Source organism: Streptomyces sp. NBC_01450 (assembly GCF_036227505.1).
GTDB lineage: Bacteria > Actinomycetota > Actinomycetes > Streptomycetales > Streptomycetaceae > Streptomyces.
The window spans coordinates 10553557-10575791 of record NZ_CP109480.1 but is presented as its reverse complement, the minus strand read 5'-3'; the positions used below and the strand labels follow the sequence as shown (position 1 = coordinate 10575791).

The following is a 22235-nucleotide window of genomic DNA, read 5'->3' as shown; positions in this document are numbered from 1 at the left end:
GGGGCGCGGCGGTCGTCAGCCCTTCACGGCTCCGCCGGTCAGGCCCTTCATCACCTTCTGGTTGAGGAAGAGGTAGATCACGAGGGTGCCGAAGACGTTGATGCAGATGGCGGCGAAGAGCGGTCCGTACTGGGTGGCTCCGAAGTCGCCGGTGAAGTTGAGCAGGCCGACCTGGATGGTGCGCAGGTCCTGGTTGTTGGTGAAGGTCAGCGCGATCAGCAGGTCGTTCCAGATGAAGAAGAACTGCACCAGGCCGACGGTCAGGATCGCGTTGCGGACCATGGGGATGCTGATGGTCCAGAAGGAGCGCAGGATGCCGGCGCCGTCGATGGTGGCCGCCTCGAACAGCTCACGGGGCACCGTCTTGTAGTACGTGGCCATCATGAACACCGTGAGCGGCAGGCCCGTGCCGGTGTAGGTGAGGATCAGCGGCCACAGCGTGCCCGAGAGTCCGGACTGGAAGTACACGGTGAACAGGGGCAGCAGGATCATCTGGGAGGGCACCATGATGCCCGCGAGGAAGATCAGGAGGGTGAGGCTGCGGCCCTTCCAGACCATGACCTGCAGGGCGAATCCGGCGGCGGTGCCGAGCAGGAGGATCAGCGCGAGGGACGGGAGGACGGCCAGCAGGCTGTTCCTGACGTAGAGCCCGATGTGGCCGGTGGTCCAGGCCTCGCTGTAGTTGCCCCACTCCCACTTCGTCGGCAGGCTCCAGGTGGAGTGGTTGAGGTAGTCACTGTTGGACTTCAGCGAGGTCAGGAACATCCACACCAGCGGGTAGACCTCGACGACCAGCAGCAGGGCGACAACGGTCTTGACCCACAGGCGTCCGGAACGGCGCCGCCGAGGACGGGCGGAGAAGCCGGCCCGCGTACGGTTGTCGCCCGTGGCCGCCGTGGTCTGGTGAGGCGTGTCGATGGCCATGGGTCAGCCCTTCGTGAGGTCGCGGCGCGAGACGCGGAAGACGACCAGGGTCACCAGCAGACACACCACGGTCAGCAGCAGGGCGATGGTGCTTCCGTAGCCGTAGTCGCTGTAGGTGAACGACGTCTGGAACATATAGAGCGTGAGCGGCGTGGTGCCGTTGCCGGGACCGCCGTTGGTGAGGGCGACGATGGAGTCGAAGGCCTTCAGCGTGCCGTTGATGCTGAAGATCAGCGACGACATCAGCACCGGGAACGACATCGGCAGCACGATGTGGCGTACGAGCCTCAGTCCCGAGGCGCCGTCCAGACGTGCCGATTCGAGGATCTCCTCGGGGATGTCGACCAAACCCGCGAACAGCAGGACGGCGTAGAAGCCCATCGAGCGCCAGATGTCCATGATGATCAGCACCCAGAAGGCGTGGCCCGTGCTGCCGAACCAGTCGATGGAATCCAGACCGATCGCGTTGAGCAGCGAGTTGACCGGGCCGGTCTGCGGAGCGACCTGGAAGAACTTCTGGAACAGCAGGCCGACCGCCACGGTGGGCAGCACCACGGGGAAGAACACGAGGGTGCGGATGAGGGCGGAGGCACGCTTGAGGAAGAAGACATAGAGCAGGGCCAGGAGGTAGCCGGCCAGGACCTGCCCGATGGTCACGGTGACCGCGTATTTGGCGGTGAACCACAGGGCGTCCCGTACGGCCGGGTCGGTGAACAGCCGGTGGAAGTTCTCCACACCATTGCCGGTGAAGCCGTCGATGGTGTTGCCCTTGGTGAAGGAATAGCCCAGTGACCACACCATCGGAACCAGCATGATCAGGGAGTAGACGAGGAGAGCGGGACCTACCAGGATCAGGATGGCCCTGCGGTCACCGAGTACGCGGTGCATGACGGAAAGTCCACTTCGTCGAAGAGGCATGCCTGGCAGTGGAGGGCGCTGCTCAGGGGCCGGTCGGTATGGCCCCCGAGTCATCAGCGCTCGACCTCACTTGCCGGACAGGGCGTCCTGTACGGTCCCCATGAACTTCTCGGGGCTCAGGCTGCCGCTCACCAGGCCGGCCGCGTTGGTCTGGCTCACGGTGGTGGCCTTGGTGCTGAACAGGGCCTCGAACCAGAGCACGTTCTGCTTCGAGTCGCCGATGGTCTTACGGACCTGGGTGGTGAGCTGGTTCGGGTCCTTGACCGGGGTGTTGGCCTTGAAGCCCGAGATGGACCCCTGGTCCTTGAGTGCGGTGCTGCCGTAGTTCTTGGCGACGCACTTGACCCAGTTGCCGACCTTGCTGTCGAAAGTCCCCTTGCCGAGGGTCATCGCCAGGCCGACGTTGGACGGGTACTGGTCGATGGATCCCTTGCCGCCGGATACGGCGGGGAAGGGCATGAAGCCGATGTTCGCGGCACCCACCTGGTCCTGCTTGGGATCGGCGATGTTCGTCAGCGCCCAGGTGCCCATGTAGAACATGGCTGCCTTGCCGGTCAGGAACTGGTTGAACGCGGTGTCGTAGTCGATCGAGCCGACGCCCTTGCCGAAGTAGCCCTTCTTGCCGAGATCGGCGACTTCCTGCGCGGCCTTCACATAGGCGGGATCGGTCAGCTTGGCCTTGCCGTCAGCCACGTCCTTCAGCGCGTCCGGGCCCAGGCTGCGGTACAGGTAGGAGCTGACCAGGCGGGTGATCGGCCAGCCCTGCTGCCCCGACGCGGAGAACGGCTGGACACCGCTGGCCTGCAACTTGGCGGCGTCCGCCACCATTTCATCCCAAGTGGTGGGCACGGAGAGGCCGTTCGCACTGAAGATCTTCTTGTTGTAGAAGATCCCCTCGATGTTGTACTCGTACGGCAGGACCTCCATCTTGCCGCCGTACAACGCCTTGATGGTGGAGATCGCGGCGGGCTCGACCTGGTCGTAGACGCCGAGCTCCTTCAGCTTCGTCTCCAAGTCGGCGACCTTGCCCGACTTGTAGAGCCGATCGGTGAGCGCGGGGGCGTTGCCGGCGGCGAACTGGACCGGCAACGCGTTCTGACCGGCGAGCAGTTGCAGCTTCTGGTCCAGGCTCGTCTGCGGAACGGTCTCCACCTTCAGGGGCAGCGCCTTGTTGTCCGCGGCGCATACTCCCTTGGACAGCGTGGTCAGCGCCGTCTTGACCGTCGTGTTCTCCACGTTCGTCAGGTAACTGAAGTTCTTCGGCGACGAGGCCGAGCCGCCGCCCGTACCTCCGCAGGCAGAGACGAAGAGGGTCATCGCGGCGGCACTCGCGGTCAGACCGGCGGTGCGGGCTCTCCTGGCACGGGACGAGTCGGTGATCACAACATGCTCCCTGTCATCGTTGAAATGAAGGCGGTCGGCGGGCGCTTTGCCACGAAAGCCTGAACGGAGGATTTTTGTGGAACGTTCTCCACTCCGAAGTGCGCACCACAGTGCACGCAGCACTCTCCGCCGTCAAGACATCCGGGCGTAACATCGAAGAAAAGGCGCCCGCATCTGGCGCCCAGGACAGTTCATCGTGTAGACCGTTATCTCCAGCAGGAGTAGAAGCAGGGGGCAGCACGCATGCAGCAGGACTCGCAGCCGCGGAAGAAGCGTGTGACGATCACGGATGTCGCGCGGCACGCGGGGGTGTCGACCGCTGCGGTCTCCAAGGTGATGCGCAACGCCTACGGCGTCAGCGCGGCCATGCAGGAGAAGGTCCGCGCGGCCATCGCCGAGCTCGACTACCGGCCGCACGCGGCCGCACGCGGCATGCGCGGCCGCACCTACACGATCGGCGTCCTGCTGGACAACATCCGCAACACCTTCTTCGCCGACATCCTCGACGGCATCCGCGACGAGCTGCGCGACAGCGAGTACACGGTGCTGATCGGCGCGGCGGGATTCGGCGCCGCCGCCCAGGGCAAGACCATCGAGTCCATGGTCGACCGCCAGATGGACGGCCTGATCCTGATCGCCCCCAGCACCCAGCGGGCGGAGGTACTGGCAACGGCCCAGTCCACGCCCACGGTCGTCATCGGCCACCACGACATCTCCGCGCACCACGACTCGGTCGTCGACGCGGACGCGGCGGGCGCCGGACTGGTGGTGGACCACCTGGTGTCGCTCGGCCATCGCGACATCGCCCTGGTCTCCTCGCCCGGAACCCGGTCGAGCCGCTGGGCACGCACCCCTGAGATCGTGCTGTCCAACGGATACGCGGAGGCCATGGGACGCCACGGTCTGGCCGCACAGACCCGCATCTGCCGCGCGGCCTACTCCGACGAGGGTGGCTACAAAGCGGGCATGAGCCTGCTGACCGGCGAGGACAGGCCGACAGCGATCATGGCCGGTGCGGACGTCGCCGCCTTGGGCGTGTGGCGCGCCGCGCACGAACTGGGGCTGCGCGTACCCGAAGACATCTCCCTCGTCGGCTACAACAACACCGCCGTCGCCGACCTCGCCACCGTCCAGCTCACCAGCGTCGACCAGGCCGGCCACAACATGGGCGCCACCGCGGCGCGGCTGCTCATCGAACGGGTGGAGGGACGCCGTGAACACGCGGTGCAGACGACGATGACGCCCCGCCTCGTCGTCCGCCGCAGCACATCGGCGCCGCGCTCCTAGAACTGCGGCCTCCGGATGAGATGTCGTCGTGAAATCCGGCGCATTCCGTGGTGTACGCGGTGGCACCCGAGCGCCGTCCCGGGAGTTCATGACGAACAGGCCGCCGGCGACAACGAGTTCGTCGTCCAGAGGACGTCCGGCGAACAGCGTGATCCGCGTCTGGCGATCCCCGTCAGGCGTACACAACGGAAGTACGCTCCCCTCGCCACCTCGGGCCGTTTCGATGCCACGGTGCGGGTGCCGTACGTCGGCACGCCGCTGTGGCTCCAGCCCTGGACCCGGCCCAAGGCGAGGGGCCCGCACTGCGGCCTCCCCACCGGACGTGACGCGCATCACGTGCCGGCGGTGCATAGCGAGGCGCCCATCAACGTCTTTCTCCAGGTGTACGAAGCTGGCAAGGGCGGGGACGGTGCGGATGGAACAGGCTCAGGCCGAGGGTTTCGACGGGTTCGTTGCGGCCCGTTGGTCGGCGTTGTTCCACCTCGCGCGCCTGCTCTGTGGAGGTGACCGGCACCGCGCCGAGGACCTGCTCCAGGAAGCCCTGGTCAAGCTCTGGTTCGTCTGGCCGAAGGTCGCGGACGAGGCGCCCGAGGCGTACGTACGCAAGGTCCTGGCGCGCGCGGCCGCCCGCTCCGCCCGTCGGCGGTGGTGGGGCGAGCGCCCGGTGGAGCAACTGCCCGACCTGGCGCAGACCGGGGACGAGTCCGCCACCGTGGTGGAGCGGTCGCGGCTGGAGGCGGCCCTCGCTCAATTGCCGGCCCGGCAGCGGGCCGCCGTGGTGCTGCGCTACTACCAGGACCTGCCCGAAAAACAGGTCGCGGAGGCTCTGGGATGCCCGTTGGGCACCGCCCGGTCCCACGCGTCACGCGGTGTGGCGCGCCTGCGTCAGATCCTGGCCGATGTCATCGAGCCGGTGGGGTGAAGGGAAGCATGGATCACTTCGAGCGGGAGTTGGCGCGGATCATGCGCGACGCCCAGGAGTACACCCCCTTTGAGCCCGCGCACCGTGACCGACTCAGGACGGGCGTCCTCGTCCGCCGCCGGGTCCGCGCGGCGCAGAGGGCCGTGGGCTCCGTATTGGTGGCCGCCGGGCTCGGCCTCGGCCTGTTCCTGCTGCCGCACACGCCGGACCGCGACCAGCCCCAGGCCCCCGCGCCGCGGCCCGCGACCGGCTCCTTCTCCCCGACCATCACGCCGTCACCGACCAAGCCCTTCAGCGGAGCTCCCACCGGGTCGGCCCCCAGCACGCCCACTGCACCGACCACGCCCACGGCACCGACCACGACAGGGAGCGCTGTAGAGAGCTCGAACTCGGTCGCCGCCGATCCCTCCGGGACCGCGACCGTCAGTCCTCCGGCCACCGTCCCGGCCTCGCCGACCGGGAGTATCACGCCGTCGGCGCCGGCGACGACGACCCTCGAGCCGTCGTCGTTCGTCAGCACGGCCGCCGCCGGGTAGCCGCCGCTCACCGGCCGCCGAGCCACACCGTCGTCCCGGCCGCTCCCCTCCCGAACCGCCGCACCGCCCCTTACCCCTCCTCCGCGCAGACGTACTCAGTCATCGCGGCTCCGCCGTGAGCGCCTTCGGCATGCCCTGCCGCAGCACAGAAATCTGGATGAAACGTGACAAAGACCGTACGGTCCGCCCCGATGAACCTCGCGACGGGACTGCCCATGGACCGACTGCCGCTCCGCCTGCCGCTGCCGGTGGACCACCCGGAACCCGTACTGGACGTGGTCGTCCCCGTGTTCAACGAGGAGACGGATCTGGAGCCGAGCGTGCGGCGGCTGCACGCGCACCTGCGTGAGACGTTCCCGTACCCGTTCCGCATCACCGTCGCCGACAACGCCAGCACCGACGACACCCCGCGGATCGCGGCCCGGCTGGCCGCCGAGCTGCCGGAGACCGAGTGGATACGGCTGGCCGAGAAGGGGCGCGGCCGAGCTCTGCGTGTCGCCTGGTCGCGCTCGCGGGCCCCGGTGCTGGCCTACCTGGACGTGGATCTGTCCACCGAACTGAACGCGCTGCTCCCGCTGGTCGCCCCGCTGATCTCCGGCCACTCCGACATGGCCATCGGCACCCGACTGGCCCGCGGCTCCCGGGTGATACGCGGTCCCAAACGGGAGATCATCTCCCGTTGCTACAACGTCCTGCTGCGTTCCACCCTCGCCGTCGGCTTCTCCGACGCGCAGTGCGGCTTCAAAGCGGTCCGGCGCGACGTCGCGGAGCGGCTGCTGCCCCTGGTGGAGGACTCGGAGTGGTTCTTCGACACCGAACTGCTGGTCATCGCCGAGCGGGCCGGGCTACGCATCCACGAGGTGCCCGTCGACTGGGTGGACGACCCCGACAGCCGGGTCGACCTGGTCTCGACGGCCGTGGCCGACCTGCGCGGCATCGCCAGGATCGGCAGGGCGCTCGCCCGTGGCACGCTCCCGACGGAGGAACTGCGGCGCACCACCGGAGGTGACCCGCCGGGCCCCCTGGCCGCCCAGTTGCTGCGCTTCGGCGCCGTCGGCGTGGTGAGCACGGTCGGGTACGTCCTCCTCTACGCGGCCCTGCGACCGGTGGCGGGACCGCAGGGCGCCAACGCGTGGGCGCTGCTGGTCTGCGCCGTCGCGAACACGGCCGCGAACCGGCGGCTCACCTTCGGGCTGCGCGGGCGGGGTGACGCGCTGCGCCAGCAGGCCAAGGGTCTGGCGGTCTTCGGCCTCGGCCTGGCGCTCACCAGCGGCTCGCTCGCCGCGCTGCACCGCTGGGCGCCAGGGCCCGGGCGGGCCACGGAAGTCGCCGTGCTCATCATCGCCAACCTGGTCGCGACACTGCTGCGCTTCCTGCTCCTGCGGGGCTGGGTGTTCACCGCCGCCTCCCGCGGCAACGGAACGGGAGCCGCGCCCCGATGAACGAACCGATCCTCGCGAACGCTCCGTCGTACGGGGGCGACGAGGTCCGCACCGACGGCCGTTCGCCGATCACGGAACCGCCGTACGACTCCGGCCCGGCCCCTGCCCCCTCCCCCACCTTCGCCGCCACCGCCCGCGGGTGGTGGGTGCGACTGTGCGGGGCGGCCGAGCACTACGGTCCGGTGCTCGCGCTGTACGGTGCGCTGAAGCTCATCGGCTTCTGCGTCTTCATGTATCTGCTGGACTCCTCCGGGGACTTCCGCAAGAAGAACCCACGCTTCGGCGGCGGTGCCCATACCTGGGACGTCCTGGCCACCTGGGACGGCTGGTGGTACCAGCAGATCGCCGCGCACGGCTACCACCCCGCGCTCGTGCCGGTACCCGGTGCGGGCGGCCTGATCACCATCGAGGGCAACTCCGCGGCGTTCTTCCCGCTGTACCCCGCCCTGATGCGACTGGTCTCCTCCGGCACCGGCCTGGGTCTGCTCGGCGCCGGCCTGCTGGTCTCGGTCGCCGCCTCGTTCGTCGCCGCGCTGGCGATCCACGCCGTCACCGCGCGGATCGGCGGTCGACGGGCCGGGCTGGCCGCGGCCGGGCTCTGGGCCGTGTGGCCCGGATCCGGTATGGAGTGGTCGGCCTACTCGGAGTCCCTCTACGTCGCCCTCGCGGCCTGGGCCTGCTACGCCGTCATGCGGCACCGCTGGCTCACCGCCGGCATCCTGACCTGCGCCGCGGGTCTCACTCGTCCGACGGCCACCGCGCTGATCGCGGCGCTCACCGTCGCGGCGCTGCTGGCCATACGCCGGCAACGGCGGGAGGTCCGCCGCTGGGGAGACGCCCCCGGCCCGGACAGGACGAGGCGTCGGGCCACGGTTGTGCGCCCACTGGCCGCCGTCGCGATCGCCCCCCTCGGCCTGCTCGGCTACCTCGGTTGGGTGGGACACCGGATGGGCGACTACGGCGGGTACTTCACACTCCAGGAAGGCGCCTGGGCCCACACGTTCGACTACGGCAAGCACACCCTCGACGTGTTCGCCTCCCTCCCGGTGGGTCACTTCGACTACCTCTTCGCGTACCCCTACGAAGACCTCATCGGCGTCGGTACCGTCCTGCTGGCCCTGATCGTCCTGCCCTTGCTGCTCCGGCTCCGCCCGCCGGCGGTCCTCGTCGTCCACACCCTCCTGACGATCGCGCTCGTCCTGGGTAGCCAGCAGATCTTCGGCAACATCTCCCGCTACCTTCTCCCGGCCTTCCCCTTGTTCATCCCGTGCGCCGTCGCCATGCGCCGGCTCAGCACGCCGGTGCTGTGCACAGTCCTCGGAATCGCCGCGCTCGCCTCCGGCTCGTACGCGGGATACGCCCTGTTCGAACTCGGGGTTCCGTAACCGCCATGCAGTCGTACGGATACTCGCCGCGGGCCCGGGTGGCGGCGTCCATCAACTGCCATGTGCGGCCCCGACGGCTCGGGGCGGGTTGGCCGAACCTCACCTCCGCCTCGTCACCAGGTCTGTTCGCCGGCGCGTACGAGGATCTCGTTGACGGCCACCCGGCGGTCCCGAGTGACGATGTAGGAGACCGCGTCGGCGATGTCCTCGGGGCGCAGCAGTTCCATGCCGTCGATCTGACGCTCGATCGCCTGCCGCACACCGTCGCGGAGGTGCGTGCTCAGCTCGGTGTCCACGGTGCCGGGCTCGACCACGCTCACCCGGACGCGCTTGTGCATGACCTCCTGCCGCAGGGCTTCGGTGAATCCGTTGACGCCGAACTTCGTCAGGTTGTAGACGGCCGTCCCGGGCCGGGCGACCCGGCCCGCGGTTGAACTGATGTTGACCAGGTCCGCCAGCCGCCGCGGGGAGTCCTCCGCGGCGCGCAGGAGGTGCGGCAGCGCGGCGTGGGTGATGTACAGCAGGCCCTGGACATTGACCTCGAGCATCCGCTCCCACTCCTCGAGCGGCGAGTCCACGGCCTGCCCGACGCCCATGAAGCCGGCGTTGTTGACGACCGTGTCCAGGCGCCCCAATTCGGCCACCACGCTCTCCACAGCCGCCGCGGCCCGCTGCTGGTCGGTGATATCGGCCACGACGACGAAGGCTGTACCTCCCTCGGCCCGGACCTTGTCCGCGAGCTCCTGCAGCCGCTCACGTCGCCGTCCGAGGACGGCGACGGCCGCACCCTCCGTGGCAAGGGCGCGCGCGGTCGCTTCGCCGATACCGCTGCCGGCACCGGTCACCAGCGCCACCGTGTCCCGCAGTCGTCCGTTCATGTCGTCATCCTCCATGTGTCGTGTGCGCGGCCTGCCAGGGCGCGAGAATGTCGCCGCTCCGCAGCCGACTGAGGGGGTCTGCCGGGTCGGCACCGGCCCGCCTTGGGCGTGTGTCCCCTGCCCGTGTGCGGGCGAGGAAGGCTCATGCGTCTCGGAGATACGGCCGGATACGGCCGTACACGCGACCATGCCCGGAGCCGCAGTAACCTGTTATCCGGAACTGGTTCCGGTTGGACCATAAGCGGAACCGGTTCCGGTTGCAAGTGTCAGAGGATGGAGCGGGGATTGGCCGACAACAAGAACGACGCAACAAGGCGACACCGGCCGCTGCGAGCCGACGCCCAGCGCAACGAAGACCGGCTGTTGGAAGCCGCGGCAGCCGCCTTCGCCCGCGACGGATTCGACGCCTCGGTCAAGGACATCGCCCGCGAGGCCGGCGTCGGCGTCGGCACGCTCTATCGGCGGTTCCCTTCCAAGGAACTGCTGATCGAGGCGACGTACCGCCACGAAGTGCAACTCTTGTGCGAAGCGGCGCCCGAACTCGCGGCTTCACTCCCCCCGGCGCGCGCCCTGAAGGCATGGATGGAGCGCTTCATGGACTTCATGGCCGCCAAACACGGCATGGCCGACGCGCTCCGCGTGGTGCTGACCGACGACGGCGAGCGGCTGCAGACCCGCGCCAACCTCACCGGGGCGATCGACCACCTCCTCGCCGCCGGTGCCGACCAGGGGGTCACCCGGGCGCAAGTGGGGGCCCATGACGTACTCATGGCGCTCGGCGGAATCAGCCTCATCGCCGGCACCGAGGGTCGGCCCGATCTCGCGGCGAAGCTCATCGACCTGCTGCTGCACGGCATCCTGTCGGACTGACCGGTGACGCCGCAGCGCCGCACCCCGAGGCCCGCACAGATCGCGACAGGGAGTTGCCCGAAAGGGAGTTGTCCGAAGAAGAACCGATGAAGGGGGCCTGCCGAACCGCGGTGGCCCCCGGTGGGATCACTGTTCCGTACGCACCGGATGCTTGCTCATGATCGAGACCCGGTTGAACGCGTTGATGGTGATCGCCACCCAGATCACCGCGGAGATCTGGTCGTCGGTGAGGGCGTCACGGGCGGCCGCCCAGGCGGATTCCTGCGCGGCGGCGTCGGTCGGCTCGGTCGTCGCCTCGGCCAGCGCGAGGGCCGCCCGTTCCGCGGGAGTGAACAGTTCCGTGTCCCGCCAGGCGGCCAGCACTCCGAGTCGCTGCACCGTCTCGCCCGCGCGCAGAGCGGCCCGGGTGTGCACGTTGAGGCAGTAGGCGCAGCCGTTGATCTGCGACACCCGGAGGTTGATCAGCTCCACCAGGGTTCGGTCGAGCCCCACGTCGGCGGCTGTCGCGCGCACCGCTTCCGACGTCTGGACCATCGCGTGGTACGCCTTCGGACTCTGCTTGTCGATGAAGATCCGCTGCGTCGCGGATCCTGTCGCGTGGCCGCTCAACCCCGGACTCCGTCCTACTATGCTCCAAGCATGGTTGAATACGAAACTATCATGGCCACGGAAGGCGGTCCCCCAGTGAGCGATGTCGACGTCCTCTCCCCACGTGACGTACCCCTGGGCGGCCCGCGCGCGATGACCGTGCGGCGTACGTTGCCGCAGCGCGCGCGGACCCTGATCGGAGCCTGGTGCTTCGCCGACCACTACGGTCCCGACGACATCGCCGAGACGGGCGGCATGGAGGTCGCCCCGCATCCGCACACCGGACTGCAGACGGTGAGCTGGCTGTTCAGCGGAGAGATCGAGCACCGCGACAGCCTCGGCAGCCACGCGTACGTACGGCCCGGCGAGCTGAACCTCATGACGGGCGGGCACGGCATCAGCCACTCGGAGGTGTCCACGCCGCGGACCACGATCCTGCACGGCGTCCAGCTGTGGGTGGCGCTGCCCGAGGAACACCGGCACGCCGAGCGGAACTTCCAGCACCACGTACCCGAGCCCCTACGGATCGACGGGGCCGAGATCCGGGTCTTCCTGGGCTCCCTCGCCGGTCAGGAGTCCCCCGTGGCCACCTTCACACCCCTGCTCGGCGCCGAGATCGTCCTCGAGCCTCGCGCGACGGTGACGTTCGCCGTGGACCCCGGCTTCGAGCACGGACTGCTCGTCGACCACGGGGACGTCCGCATGGCCGACACCTTGCTGCGTCCGGCCGAGTTGGGCTACGCCCAGCCCGGAGCCACCGCTCTGACGTTGACGAACGAGTCGGACGGCCCGGCTCGCACCGTGCTGCTCGGCGGAACCCCGTTCGAGGAGCAGATCGTCATGTGGTGGAACTTCATCGGCCGTAGCCACGAGGACATCGTCCGTGCCCGGGAGGACTGGGCGAACGCCTCCGATCGCTTCGGCGCCGTCGAGGGATACCCAGGGGACCGTCTTCCCGCTCCCGTTCTTCCGAATGCCGTCATCACGCCGCGCGGCAACCCGCCGCGTCGCCGCCCCGCACCCGAAGGACACCCCATGACCGAGTCTCCCGCGTCTCCCGCCGCTGCGACCGTCGAGCGGAACGACGCCAGGCATCGCTACGAAATCCTGGTCGCCGGCAAGCGGGCCGGCCTCACCGCCTACCGCGACCGCGGTGAACAGCGCGTCTTTTTCCACACGGAGATCGACGACGCCTTCGCCGGGCAGGGCCTGGCCGCGCAGTTGGTCCAGTACGCGCTCACCGACGTGCGCGACCTGGGCATGCGGATCGTGCCCGTGTGCCCCTACGTCGCGAAGTTCCTGAAGAAGCACGACGAGTTCGCCGACATCACCGAGCCCGTGACCCCCGAGGTCCTGGCATGGCTGGACGCGGAACTGGGCTGACCCCGCACCTCATTGCGAGGACTCGGGCGCGAGGCGTCACAAACTGTGCGTGAAGGGCCCACACCGCTGCCCGCGCTGCACACCCGAGGCCGGTACCGGTGCCTGCCGCGGGTACCGGTGCCGGCCGCGGGTGCCGGTGCCGCGCGGGTGCCGACGCGGGGCCGGGAGGCGGAGCCGGCCTGCATCGACACGTGGCTGGACGCCCTCGTCCGCAGTCACGCCGACCGAGCGGCTCGTCGGACAGGCCCAGAAGAAACCGCCGGACGGTATTCGCGCCGAGCCAAAGGACCGCGGACTGGGCCGGTCCCGGCGTTCGACAACACGGGTGCGCGGGCGTCGGCCGGTGGTGCCGCCGACGAGCCGGCCGAGAACCCCGACCGCGTGACCGCGGTCAACCCGAGCCGCCGGGTTCGAAATCGCCATGTGTGGACCGATTCGGGCGGTCACTCCACACTGTTACCGACTTTCCCCGTAACGTGGCGAGTACATTTCGGCGACGTTTCCGATGGTGCGCCGAACTTGGGATTTGGTCAAGAATTGGATTCGACTCTTGTCGCCCGTCGGAGCGCCGATACACGATGTGGCAAACATATCGTTGCTTATCAGCAGGAGGTCCGGGTGTCCGCTGGCCTGTCCAAAATCGAGGTGGATACCACCACTCTCGCGGCGGCGTCCGAACGGAACAAACTCCGCAAACACTTCGGCCGCTTCGACATCCTGTTCTTCCTGGTCTGCACCCTCGTCGGCCTCGACACCATCGGTACGGTGGCTGCCTCCGGGGCGGAGGCGTTCACCTGGCTGATCGTGCTGGCGGTCATCTTCTTCGTGCCCTCAGCGCTGCTCACCGCGGAACTGGGCACGGCCTTCGCGGAGGAGGGCGGCCCGTACATCTGGACCAGCCGAGCCTTCGGGCGGCTGGCCGGAGCGGTCAACAACTTCCTTTACTGGGTGACCAATCCGGTCTGGCTCGGCGGCACCCTCTCCGTCTCGGCGGTCGCCGCGTTCACCACCTTCTTCAATGACGGAAAGGATCTGAGCACCCCCGCCTTCTACGTCTTCACCCTGATATTCATCTGGGTGGGCGTGCTCGCGGCGATCCTCTCCTTCGATGTCGGCAAGTGGATCCCCACCGCCGGGGCGTGGTCCCGTTTCGTACTGCTCGGCCTTTTCACGCTCACCGTGGTCATCTACGCCTTCAAACACGGCCTGCACGGTTTTGGCTTCGGCGACTTCTCCCCGACGTATGCCGGCTTCGTCGGCCTGGTTCCGGTCCTGATGTTCAACTACGTCGGCTTCGAATTGCCCAACACCGCCGGCGACGAGATGACCGACGCGCAGAAGGACATCCCGTACGGCATCTTCCGCGCCGCCGGGCTCGGCGTCCTGCTGTACGGCCTGCCGATTCTCGGCATCCTGCTGGTCCTCCCGGTCAAGGCCATCACTGGTCTCGGCGGCTTCCTCGACGCCATCCGGCAGGTGTTCACCGTCTACGGCGGCCACGTCGCCTCCGACGGCACGGTCACCCTCAGCGGGGCCGGGACCGTGCTGGGCGATCTGGCCGCAGTGATGTTCATCCTGACCGTGCTGTCCTCGGGCGTCACCTGGATCATGGGCTCGGACCGCGCGCTGGCGGTCTCCGGGTACGACGGCGCCGCGCCGCGCGGCCTGGGTGTGATCTCCGAGCGGTTCGGCACGCCGGTCCGGGTCAACCTGCTCAGCGGAGTGCTCTCCACCGGCGTGCTGATCCTCGCCCACCAGCTCACCGACGGTGACGCGGGCAAACTCTTCGGAGCCGTGCTCGGGCTCGCCGTCTCCACGACACTCATCAGCTACCTCGGCATCTTCCCGGCGCTGCCGGTGCTCCGCCGCAAGTACCCGCAGGTGGAGCGCGCCTACCGGGCGCCCGCCGCCTGGCCGATCACGATCGTGCTGACGCTGCTCATCCTGTTCGCATCGGTGCAACTGCTGGTCCCGGGCGCGCCCTTCGACTGGTTCAGTTCGGACTTCCGGCCGGACGGCTGGAGCTATGGCGAACGCTGGACCTATCTGCTGACGGAGGCGGTGCCGCTGGCCGTCTTCATCATCACGGGCGTGATCTTCTGGGCGTTCGGCGCACCGACCCGGGCCGAGGCCAAGAAGGCGGGCGCCGCGGGAGTAACCCAGAGCTGAGCATCCGCTCACGACGCCGGACGGACCGGCGGGCCCTGTCCGGGCCTGTCGGGCCCGTCCGGCGTTTCGTCGTCCGGTACAACGCCCCTCTGGCGGAGCGCGCCGTGCCGCAGTGGCAGGCGGCCCTGGACGCCCTCCAGGAACTTCCGGAGATCGGCACCGAAGACCGCCCAGGTTCGAGGCCGACAGCGCGGTCCGGTTCTTCGCCCGGCGTCTCGGCCGGGCCGTCACATCACCGGCCTGACCTGACGGGTATCGGCGTCCGGCCACCAGCCGCGCGCCGATTCCGCTGGGCGTCGGGTTACGCGTCGACGTCGCCGCGATCCGTGGTCGGGCTGAGGGAGTCGACGTCCTCCATGAAACCCAGCATCCGGGCGTTGAGCAGGTCGGGGTGGTCGATCGCGGGGCCGTGGCCGGTGTCGGCGATGATCTCGGCGCGGGCTCCGGGGACCAGACGTGGCACGCGCTCCAGTTGCCGCTTCGGGTGCACAAGCAGGCTTCGCTTGCCGAGGACGAGGTAGAGCGGCGTCCGGATGCCGCGCAACTCGTCCTCGGTCAGCGGCAGCGGCGCGGGGCGGCGTATCCGGAAGGCCCGGACGCTCGCCTGGATCCACGCGCGCAGCTCAGGAACCACGAGTACCGGCTGCTCCAGCCAGGAGGCGAGACGCGGGCGCAGCGCTTTGGGCGCGAAGGTCGCGAAGAGGCTGACGAAGATCCAGACGAAGAAGCGCAGGCCCACCTTCTCCAGACCGCCGGGGTCGAGCAGGGCGACCGAGGCGAGCCTGCCGGGCTTGCGGTGCGCCTGGTTGAGCACCAGCCAGCCACCGTAGGAGGAGCCGACGAGGTGCACCCGGTCGAGGCCGAGGGCGTCGAGCGCCTCGTCGAGCCACTGGGCCGCACGCTCCGGCTGCCACATCGGTTCGCGGTGGACGCTGCGGCCGGGGTCGCCAGGGGTGTCGAGCGCGTACACGGGGCGTTCGGCACCGAGGCCGGGGGTGTTGGGGTACCACTGGGCGGAGCAGCCTCCGGAACCGTGGATCAGGACGACTGGCGTACGGGAGTCGTCAGCGGGGTCCGCGGGACCGTACCGGTAGACGTGCGTGGTGCCGAAGCTCGTCTCCACGTCCGTCTCGGAGCGGGCGGGCGCACCCATGGCGTAGAGGACGTCACAGGCGGCGAAGTACCGGTCGCGCAAGGTGTCGTTGACGTAGTGACCGATGTCGCGGCGTGGGCTGGTTCGGGTCGTGTGCGCGGACACAGGGCACCTCCGGGGAGATCGACTCTTTGTGATACGACCGTATCACGAAGATGATACGGCGGTACCATAAAAGGGTCCGGGAAGATCCGGACGGCGAAGTGACCATCGACGGGCGGAGACACGACCCATGCCAAAGCTCGTGGACCACGAGGAACGGCGCACCCAGATCGCCGAGGCGCTCATCCGGGTCGCCGGACGGCGCGGGCTGCACGCGGTCGGCATGCGCGACGTGGCCTCCGAGGCCGGAGTGTCGCTCCGACTCGTGCAGTACTACTTCCAGACCAAAGAGAAACTGCTCTTTTACGGACTGCAGCATCTGACCGGCCTTTTCACCGCGCGCGTGGGCGCCCGCCTTCGCGCCGCCGGTCAGGACCCGGGCCCACGCGCGACCATCGAGGCGCTGCTGCTGGCCTCACTCCCGACCGACGAGGAAAGCCGCACCTTCCACCTGCTCTACAGTTCGTACTCGATCCTGTCCGTGACCGACGAGGCACTCGCCGCCCAACCGTTCATCGACAACCCCGACGCCGCCGAGAACGCCCTGACCCGCCTGCTTCGGCAAGCGCAGGAATCCGGTCTGGCCGACCGTGACATCGACGCGCGCACGGAGGCCATCAGCCTCCTGGCCATGGCGGCGGGCATGGGGACCAGCATCCTCGTGGGCCAGCGTGGGCCGGAGTCGGCCGTCGCGGTACTGCGCCATCATCTGGACCGGATCTTCGCGAGCCCCGGGTACTCCCCGCCGCCCGCATGACCTCGGCCGCCGCCCCCCGGCGCACACCGGACGCGCCGCTCTCCGGCCCACGTGCTGGTTCACAGGACTGACCACCAGGACTGACCTTCTGGTTCAGCTTCGCCGGATACGGCACCCCCCATCGCCTGAAGGGACCGGACCCCGACCTCGTTCATGCACGAGGAGTTGACGGTGCGTCAGGCGAGGCCGGTGCGTCCGGCCTGTCGGTGGCGGATCATCGTGCGGCTACGACAGGCGCGTTGGCGGTGCGGAGCTCGGATTCGAAGGCGCGGAAAGCGTCCTCCTGCTTCCATTCCACCGCGCCCTTGGCACTGGACGCGAGGAACTGGGCGCAGCGCTGGCCGGGGGTGGGATCGCCGAGGCGGTCTCCGGCGCACTCCGGAACGACCTGGTGGCCGTCGCGGTCGCGCCACAGACTGCGGCCCTGCAGGAAGCCGTACTCCACCGAAGTGCGGGCCAGGTCCTTCAGCGCCCGGTAGTCGAGCTGGTAGGTGAGCGCGGCCCGCTGGTACTCGCGGCTGATGTCGGTTCGTTCGACGCCGGGGTCGTCGGTGGCCAGGGCGACCGGGACGTCGTATCGCCGGTACAGCGGGAAGGGGTGTTCCGGCCCCGTGACGCCCAGGATCTGCGCGTTGCTGGTGAGCGGGACTTCCACCAGGACATGGCGCCGGGCCATGAGGCGCAGCAGTTCCCGGTAGTCGTCCTCGTGGCGGATGTCGACGCCGTGGCCGACGCGGTCGGTGCGGGCGGTGCGTACGGCGTCGCGGATATGGAAGCGCAAGTCCTCGGGCTTGACCAGGCCGGGGACGAGCTCTCCCGCGTGCAGGGTGAGAGGGACGTCGGAATACACACCGCGCAGGTGGTTCAACATGCGCATGTGCAGACGGTAGTCGGCGAGCGCCACCGGACCGTCCTCGGGCTGCACAAGGTTCAGCGAGACGAAGCGGTGGTCGCGCCGGGCCAGTTCCATGCCGAGCAGCATCTGGGCGAAAACCAGCTCGCGCGGTCCGCCTCGCGACACCTGGGAGATGAACCGTACCGGCAGCGCGCACCCGGCGTCGGGGTGGTGGGTATCGCAGTGCGCGGCGGTACGGAACTCCTTGAGCATCGAGTCCGTCTCGCTCATCGCCTGCTGGACGACGGCGTCCATGCCGCCGTGGGCCAGCAGCTTGTTGCGCAGCCGTGTCAGGTCGCTGTCGTACCCAACCTTGGCGGCGAGGGCGGCGACCCCGGAGTAGGCGGGGGTCAGCATGGTCTCGAGGTAGAACTGGTGCTGCTTCGCGGCCGAGGTGGAGACCTCGGCCAGTAGCCGTCCGGGATGGAGTGCGCCGACCGCGCCGAATTTCCCGAATGTGGCGAAGAAGTGGTCGTGGCCGCTCTCGCCCTGACCGGGCGTGAAGTCCTGCATAGACCAGGCGCGGATGACCTGGCGCCGGAAACCGGGGTCGGTGGCCGTGTCGGCCGCCGGGCGGGTGTTGCCCGTACAGGGCGGCGCGCTCGCGGTGAGGGTGGTCCTGTCGATGCAGTAGCCGGCCTCGACCGCGAGTCTCAAGAGCAGCTCGGTGGTCGCCGCGCCCCCAAGGTGGTTGTGGAGGTCTGCGCCCTTGGGCAAGGCCCTGAAGAAGGCGGCCAGCGCCTCGGGGCGGTCGCGCACACTTCGCAGATACGCCGAGACACCGGACTCGGCGCGAGTGGGTCCGTTCGCCTCTCTCCCTCCGGCCTGGGACGCCTGAGTGGACGCCAGGGTGAGCGCCAGTGCGGCACCCAGGACCGGCGCGAGCCGAGCGGTGCGGCGCCGCGCGCAAGACAGAGCTGACAGAGGCATGCCGGTGATCCTCCGGCAGTCGGAGCGCGATGCGAATGTCCGACATGCCGCTTGTCACCCGGGCGGTGCATCTGACTACCGCGATGTAGAGAAGCATTGACTTCCCCTCATTCACTTAGAGTAGCCTTACCTAAGTTGACCGGTTCCGGAGGGTGGCTGGTGAGAGCAGGGGAACCGTCGGGGCGGGACGTCCTGACACGCTCGATCAGAGGGCAGGCACGGCGCGTCGGTCTCGGCGCGGCACTCGGGTGCATCCACCAGTTGGGGGAAGCCCTGGTACCCGTGCTCATCGGTGTCGTCATCGACCAGGCCGTGGCCGGGCGGGACACCGGGCGTCTGATCCTCTGGCTGGCCGTCCTGGCCGTCATGTACGTCGCGCTGTCGTGGAGTTTCCGGCTGGGTGCGCGGGCCGGTGAACGCGGCGCCGAAGAGGCCGCGCACACGCTCCGCCTGGCGATCGTACGCCGGGTGCTGGATGCCCGCGGGGGCGCCGAGGAAGGACGGCTGCCCGGCGAACTGGCCAACGTCGCCACCGAGGACGCCAAGCGGGTCGGCGCGGTCAACATGGCGCTGATGAGCGGGATCTGGGCCGTCGCGGGCGTCACCGCGAGCGCCCTGGCGCTGCTGCTGACGTCCGTGACGCTCGGGCTGATCGTGCTCCTGGGCACACCCGTACTGCTGTGGCTGGGGCATCTGCTGAGCAAGCCGCTGGAGCGCCGCAGCGAGGCCGAGCAGGACCGGGCCGCCCACGCTTCGGGGGTGGCCGCCGACCTGGTGGCCGGGATCCGGGTGCTGAAGGGGCTGGGCGCCCAGCAGGCGGCCGTCGAGCGTTACCGCCGTACCAGCCGTGTCTCCCTCGCGGCCACCCTGCGCGCGGCACGTGCCGAGTCCTGGCAGACCGGGCTCGTCCTGGCCCTCACCGGTGGGTTCATCGCGCTGATAGCCCTGGTGGGCGGGCGGTTGGCGCTCGACGGCTCCCTGACGCTGGGTCAGCTGGTGTCCGCGGTGGGCCTCGCACTCTTCCTGCTGGGGCCGTTGGAGACGCTCGCCTGGGTCAACGCCGACCTGGCGCAGGGCCGCGCGTCGGCCGCCCGGGTCGCGGAGGTGCTGGCCTCGGTACCCGCCGTCGCGGACGGGGACGCCCCGGTACCGGACCCGCTGCGCGGGGAGCTGCGGCTGCGCGGCGTACGGCTCGGTGGGCTGGACGGCGTCGACCTCGATCTGCCGGCGGGCCGGCTGACCGGGATCGCCGTGACGGATCCGGCCTGTGCCGAGGCCCTGTTGCGCTGCCTGGGCCGGGAGACGGACCCGGAGTCGGGCTCGGTCGAGCTGGACGGCGTGCCGTTGACCCGGCTTGATCCGGTGGGGCTGCGGGCGGCGGTACTGGTGGCCGCCCACGACGCCGTGCTGTTCGATGGCTCACTGGCCGCGAACGTGGCTCCGGGAGAGGAAAGCGACCTGGCGGAAGGGGAGCCGGATCTCCGGACCGAGCGCGCCATGGCCGCCGCACACGCCGACGAGGTGGCCCGCTCCCTGCCGCACGGCGCCGCCACCGGTGTCGGCGAGGGCGGCCGGTCCCTGTCGGGCGGGCAGCGCCAGCGCGTCCTGCTGGCACGGGCCCTGCGCGCGGGGTCACCCGTCCTGGTCGTGCACGATCCGACCACGGCCGTGGACGCGGTGACCGAGGCACGCATCGCCGACGGACTGCGTGAGATCCGCCAGGGACGCACCACGGTCGTCGTGACCAACAACCCGGCGCTGCTCGCCGTCACCGACCGGGTGGTCCTCCTCGACGGCGGCCGGGTCGGGGCCGAGGGCACGCACGCGGAACTCGTACGAGCCGACGCGACCTACCGGACGGCGGTGCTGGCATGACGACGGAATTCGAGCAGACGGATCCCGAACGTACGCTGCTGCCCACGGCCAGTCCCGCCCGTACCCGGGCCGCGGTACGTGAACTTCTGGGCCCGCACCGGGGGTTGGCTGCCGCCGGGTTCGGCCTGATGGTGCTCGCCACATCCGTCGGACTGCTCACCCAGCCACTGCTCGGCCACATCGTCGACGTGGTCACCGAGCGCCGTTCCCCCGACGCGCTCACTCTGCCCGTGGTCGCGCTGGCCTGCGTGGCCGTGGTGCAGGGCGTCACGACCGCGCTGGGCATGTCCCTGGTGTCCCGGCTCGGCGAGACCGTGCTCGCCCGGCTGCGCGAACTGTTCGTGGAACGTGCCCTGTCACTGCCTCTGAAGCGGCTCGAGAAGGCGGGCTCCGGCGACCTCAACGCCCGCGTCACCCGTGATGTGTCCCGGGTCGCCGACGCGGTACGCGGCGCCCTGCCCGAGCTGGCGCGCTCCGCGCTGTCGATCGTGCTGACCCTGGTCGCCCTCGCCCTGCTGGACTGGCGGTTCCTGCTCGCCGCGCTCGTCGCCCTGCCCGTACAGGCGCACACGGCTCGCTGGTACGTGCGCAACGCCGTGCCCCTGTACGCCAAGGAGCGCATCGCCACCGGGGCACAGCAGCAGCAGCTGCTGGACACCATCGGCGGGGCCCGGACCGTACGGGCGTACGGGCTTCAGGCCGGCCACACGCGACGGGTCACCGACCGCTCGCGGGCGTCGGTGGAGCTGACGATGAGGGGGGTGCAGCTGGTACTGCGCTTCTACAGCCGGCTGCACATCGCCGAGTACATGGGCCTCACCGCAGTCCTGGTCACCGGGTTCCTGCTGGTGCGCTCCGGCTCCGCCTCGGTCGGCACGGCCACGGCCGCCGCGCTCTACTTCCACAGCCTCTTCGGACCGGTCAACACCGCGCTCGTGCTGCTCGACGACGCCCAGTCGGCGACGGCCGGACTGGCCCGGCTGGTCGGGGTGGTGGACGAACCGGCGCCCGCGGTCTCGGAGCGCGTGGGCGACCCCACGACAGCCCTGGCCGACCCGTCCGTGACACTGACCGCCGTCACCCACGCGTATGTGCCCGGCCGCCCGGTGCTGCACGGTGTCGACCTGGAGATCCGGCCCAAGGAACGGGTCGCGCTGGTCGGTACGACCGGCGCGGGCAAGACCACCCTCGCCAAGCTGGTGGCCGGACTGCACCGCCCGGAGGAGGGCCGGGTCGACGTCGGCGGCGCCGAACCGTACGAGTCCGGGCGCCTGGTGGGGCTCGTCACGCAGGAGGTCCACGTCTTCGCCGGTCCGCTCGCCGACGACCTGCGGCTGGCCCGCCCGGAGGCGGACGACGAGGAACTGCGGGAGGCGCTGGCCACGGTGGGTGCCCTCGCCTGGGCCGAGGCACTGCCGGAGGGTCTGGACACGGTCGTCGGCGACGGCGGCCACCGGCTGACCGCCGACCGGGCCCAGCAACTGGCGCTGGCCCGCCTGCTGTTGGCCGACCCGCCCGTCGTCGTGCTCGACGAGGCGACCGCCGAGGCGGGCAGTTCGGGCGCCCGTCAGCTCGACGAGGCCGCCGAGCGGGCTCTGCGGGGCCGTACGGCGCTGGTCGTGGCGCACCGGCTCAGCCAGGCCGCCGCCGCCGACCGGGTGGTCGTCCTGAGCGAAGGCCGGGTCGTGGAGAGCGGCACGCACGACGAACTGCTCGTCGCCGGGGGGCCGTACGCCGCCCTGTGGCACGCCTGGTCCGGCAGCCGCTCCCCCGGCGCCCACCCCTGACCCAGGTCCGCTCGACCACCCGCTCCGCGACTCAGCCACCCCCCGCCGACC

Annotated in this window: 18 protein-coding genes; 11 read left to right on the top strand and 7 right to left on the bottom strand. The window is 69.8% G+C overall.

The window, feature by feature from the left end; translation table 11 throughout:
- Window positions 1–15 precede the first annotated feature (15 nt).
- From OG568_RS47150 to OG568_RS47140, 3 genes are all read right to left on the bottom strand, one after another.
- Window positions 16–924, bottom strand: coding sequence for a carbohydrate ABC transporter permease (locus tag OG568_RS47150; RefSeq protein WP_329536070.1), 909 nt, complete (start codon window positions 922–924; stop codon window positions 16–18).
- Between the two features lie 3 nt (window positions 925–927).
- A complete protein-coding gene (locus OG568_RS47145; protein ID WP_329536069.1) occupies window positions 928–1812 on the bottom strand; it encodes a carbohydrate ABC transporter permease in 885 nt (294 codons plus the stop codon).
- A gap of 96 nt (window positions 1813–1908) precedes the next feature.
- Window positions 1909–3225: an ABC transporter substrate-binding protein gene (locus OG568_RS47140; RefSeq protein WP_329536068.1), complete on the bottom strand. Its 1317-nt coding sequence runs from the start codon at window positions 3223–3225 to the stop codon at window positions 1909–1911.
- Between the two features lie 243 nt (window positions 3226–3468).
- Between OG568_RS47140 and OG568_RS47135 the strand changes: the two genes are divergently transcribed.
- The 5 genes from OG568_RS47135 (at window position 3469) to OG568_RS47115 (ending at window position 8797) form a co-directional block, all read left to right on the top strand.
- Entirely contained in the window at window positions 3469–4512 is a 1044-nt protein-coding gene (locus tag OG568_RS47135) for a LacI family DNA-binding transcriptional regulator (protein WP_266578939.1), read from the top strand.
- A 415-nt stretch (window positions 4513–4927) separates the two neighbouring features.
- Window positions 4928–5434 carry a SigE family RNA polymerase sigma factor gene (locus OG568_RS47130; RefSeq protein ID WP_329536067.1) on the top strand — a complete coding sequence of 169 codons (507 nt, stop codon included), beginning with the start codon at window positions 4928–4930 and terminating at the stop codon, window positions 5432–5434.
- Window positions 5435–5442: 8 nt separating this feature from the next.
- Window positions 5443–5970 carry a hypothetical protein gene (locus tag OG568_RS47125; protein WP_329536066.1) on the top strand — a complete coding sequence of 176 codons (528 nt, stop codon included), beginning with the start codon at window positions 5443–5445 and terminating at the stop codon, window positions 5968–5970.
- 215 nt (window positions 5971–6185) lie between these two features.
- Complete coding sequence (locus OG568_RS47120; RefSeq protein ID WP_329536644.1) at window positions 6186–7412, top strand: bifunctional glycosyltransferase family 2/GtrA family protein; 1227 nt, start codon at window positions 6186–6188, stop codon at window positions 7410–7412.
- Window positions 7409–8797: a hypothetical protein gene (locus OG568_RS47115; RefSeq protein WP_329536065.1), complete on the top strand. Its 1389-nt coding sequence runs from the start codon at window positions 7409–7411 to the stop codon at window positions 8795–8797. The genes OG568_RS47120 and OG568_RS47115 overlap by 4 nt, the downstream gene beginning before the upstream one ends.
- A 113-nt stretch (window positions 8798–8910) precedes the next feature.
- Here OG568_RS47115 and OG568_RS47110 read toward each other — a convergent pair whose 3' ends face one another.
- The gene (locus tag OG568_RS47110; RefSeq protein ID WP_329536064.1) at window positions 8911–9675 is read right to left on the bottom strand and encodes an SDR family NAD(P)-dependent oxidoreductase; all 765 of its coding nucleotides are present in this window, start codon (window positions 9673–9675) and stop codon (window positions 8911–8913) included.
- Window positions 9676–9960: 285 nt separating this feature from the next.
- Between OG568_RS47110 and OG568_RS47105 the strand changes: the two genes are divergently transcribed.
- Window positions 9961–10545, top strand: a complete 585-nt coding sequence (locus tag OG568_RS47105; protein WP_329536063.1) for a TetR/AcrR family transcriptional regulator — start codon at window positions 9961–9963, stop codon at window positions 10543–10545.
- A 126-nt stretch (window positions 10546–10671) separates the two neighbouring features.
- On the opposite strand, the gene OG568_RS47100 is transcribed toward OG568_RS47105, so the two are convergent.
- A complete protein-coding gene (locus OG568_RS47100) occupies window positions 10672–11154 on the bottom strand; it encodes a carboxymuconolactone decarboxylase family protein (RefSeq protein ID WP_329536062.1) in 483 nt (160 codons plus the stop codon).
- Window positions 11155–11205: 51 nt separating this feature from the next.
- Between OG568_RS47100 and OG568_RS47095 the strand changes: the two genes are divergently transcribed.
- Together OG568_RS47095 and OG568_RS47090 are read left to right on the top strand one after the other, a co-directional pair.
- Complete coding sequence (locus OG568_RS47095; RefSeq protein WP_329536061.1) at window positions 11206–12516, top strand: bifunctional pirin family protein/GNAT family N-acetyltransferase; 1311 nt, start codon at window positions 11206–11208, stop codon at window positions 12514–12516.
- Window positions 12517–13134: 618 nt separating this feature from the next.
- Window positions 13135–14685, top strand: a complete 1551-nt coding sequence (locus OG568_RS47090) for an APC family permease (protein ID WP_329536060.1) — start codon at window positions 13135–13137, stop codon at window positions 14683–14685.
- 301 nt (window positions 14686–14986) lie between these two features.
- On the opposite strand, the gene OG568_RS47080 is transcribed toward OG568_RS47090, so the two are convergent.
- Window positions 14987–15943, bottom strand: a complete 957-nt coding sequence (locus OG568_RS47080; RefSeq protein WP_329536059.1) for an alpha/beta fold hydrolase — start codon at window positions 15941–15943, stop codon at window positions 14987–14989.
- Between the two features lie 127 nt (window positions 15944–16070).
- Here OG568_RS47080 and OG568_RS47075 point away from each other — a divergent pair, with 127 nt between their 5' ends.
- Window positions 16071–16697: a TetR/AcrR family transcriptional regulator gene (locus OG568_RS47075; RefSeq protein ID WP_329536058.1), complete on the top strand. Its 627-nt coding sequence runs from the start codon at window positions 16071–16073 to the stop codon at window positions 16695–16697.
- 214 nt (window positions 16698–16911) lie between these two features.
- Here OG568_RS47075 and OG568_RS47070 read toward each other — a convergent pair whose 3' ends face one another.
- Window positions 16912–18522, bottom strand: coding sequence for an adenosine deaminase family protein (locus tag OG568_RS47070; protein WP_329536057.1), 1611 nt, complete (start codon window positions 18520–18522; stop codon window positions 16912–16914).
- A gap of 159 nt (window positions 18523–18681) precedes the next feature.
- Between OG568_RS47070 and OG568_RS47065 the strand changes: the two genes are divergently transcribed.
- Together OG568_RS47065 and OG568_RS47060 are read left to right on the top strand one after the other, a co-directional pair.
- A complete protein-coding gene (locus OG568_RS47065) occupies window positions 18682–20397 on the top strand; it encodes an ABC transporter ATP-binding protein (protein ID WP_329536056.1) in 1716 nt (571 codons plus the stop codon).
- The gene (locus OG568_RS47060) at window positions 20394–22184 is read left to right on the top strand and encodes an ABC transporter ATP-binding protein (protein WP_329536055.1); all 1791 of its coding nucleotides are present in this window, start codon (window positions 20394–20396) and stop codon (window positions 22182–22184) included. Before OG568_RS47065 ends, OG568_RS47060 begins: the two co-directional genes overlap by 4 nt.
- Window positions 22185–22235: the final 51 nt, after the last annotated feature.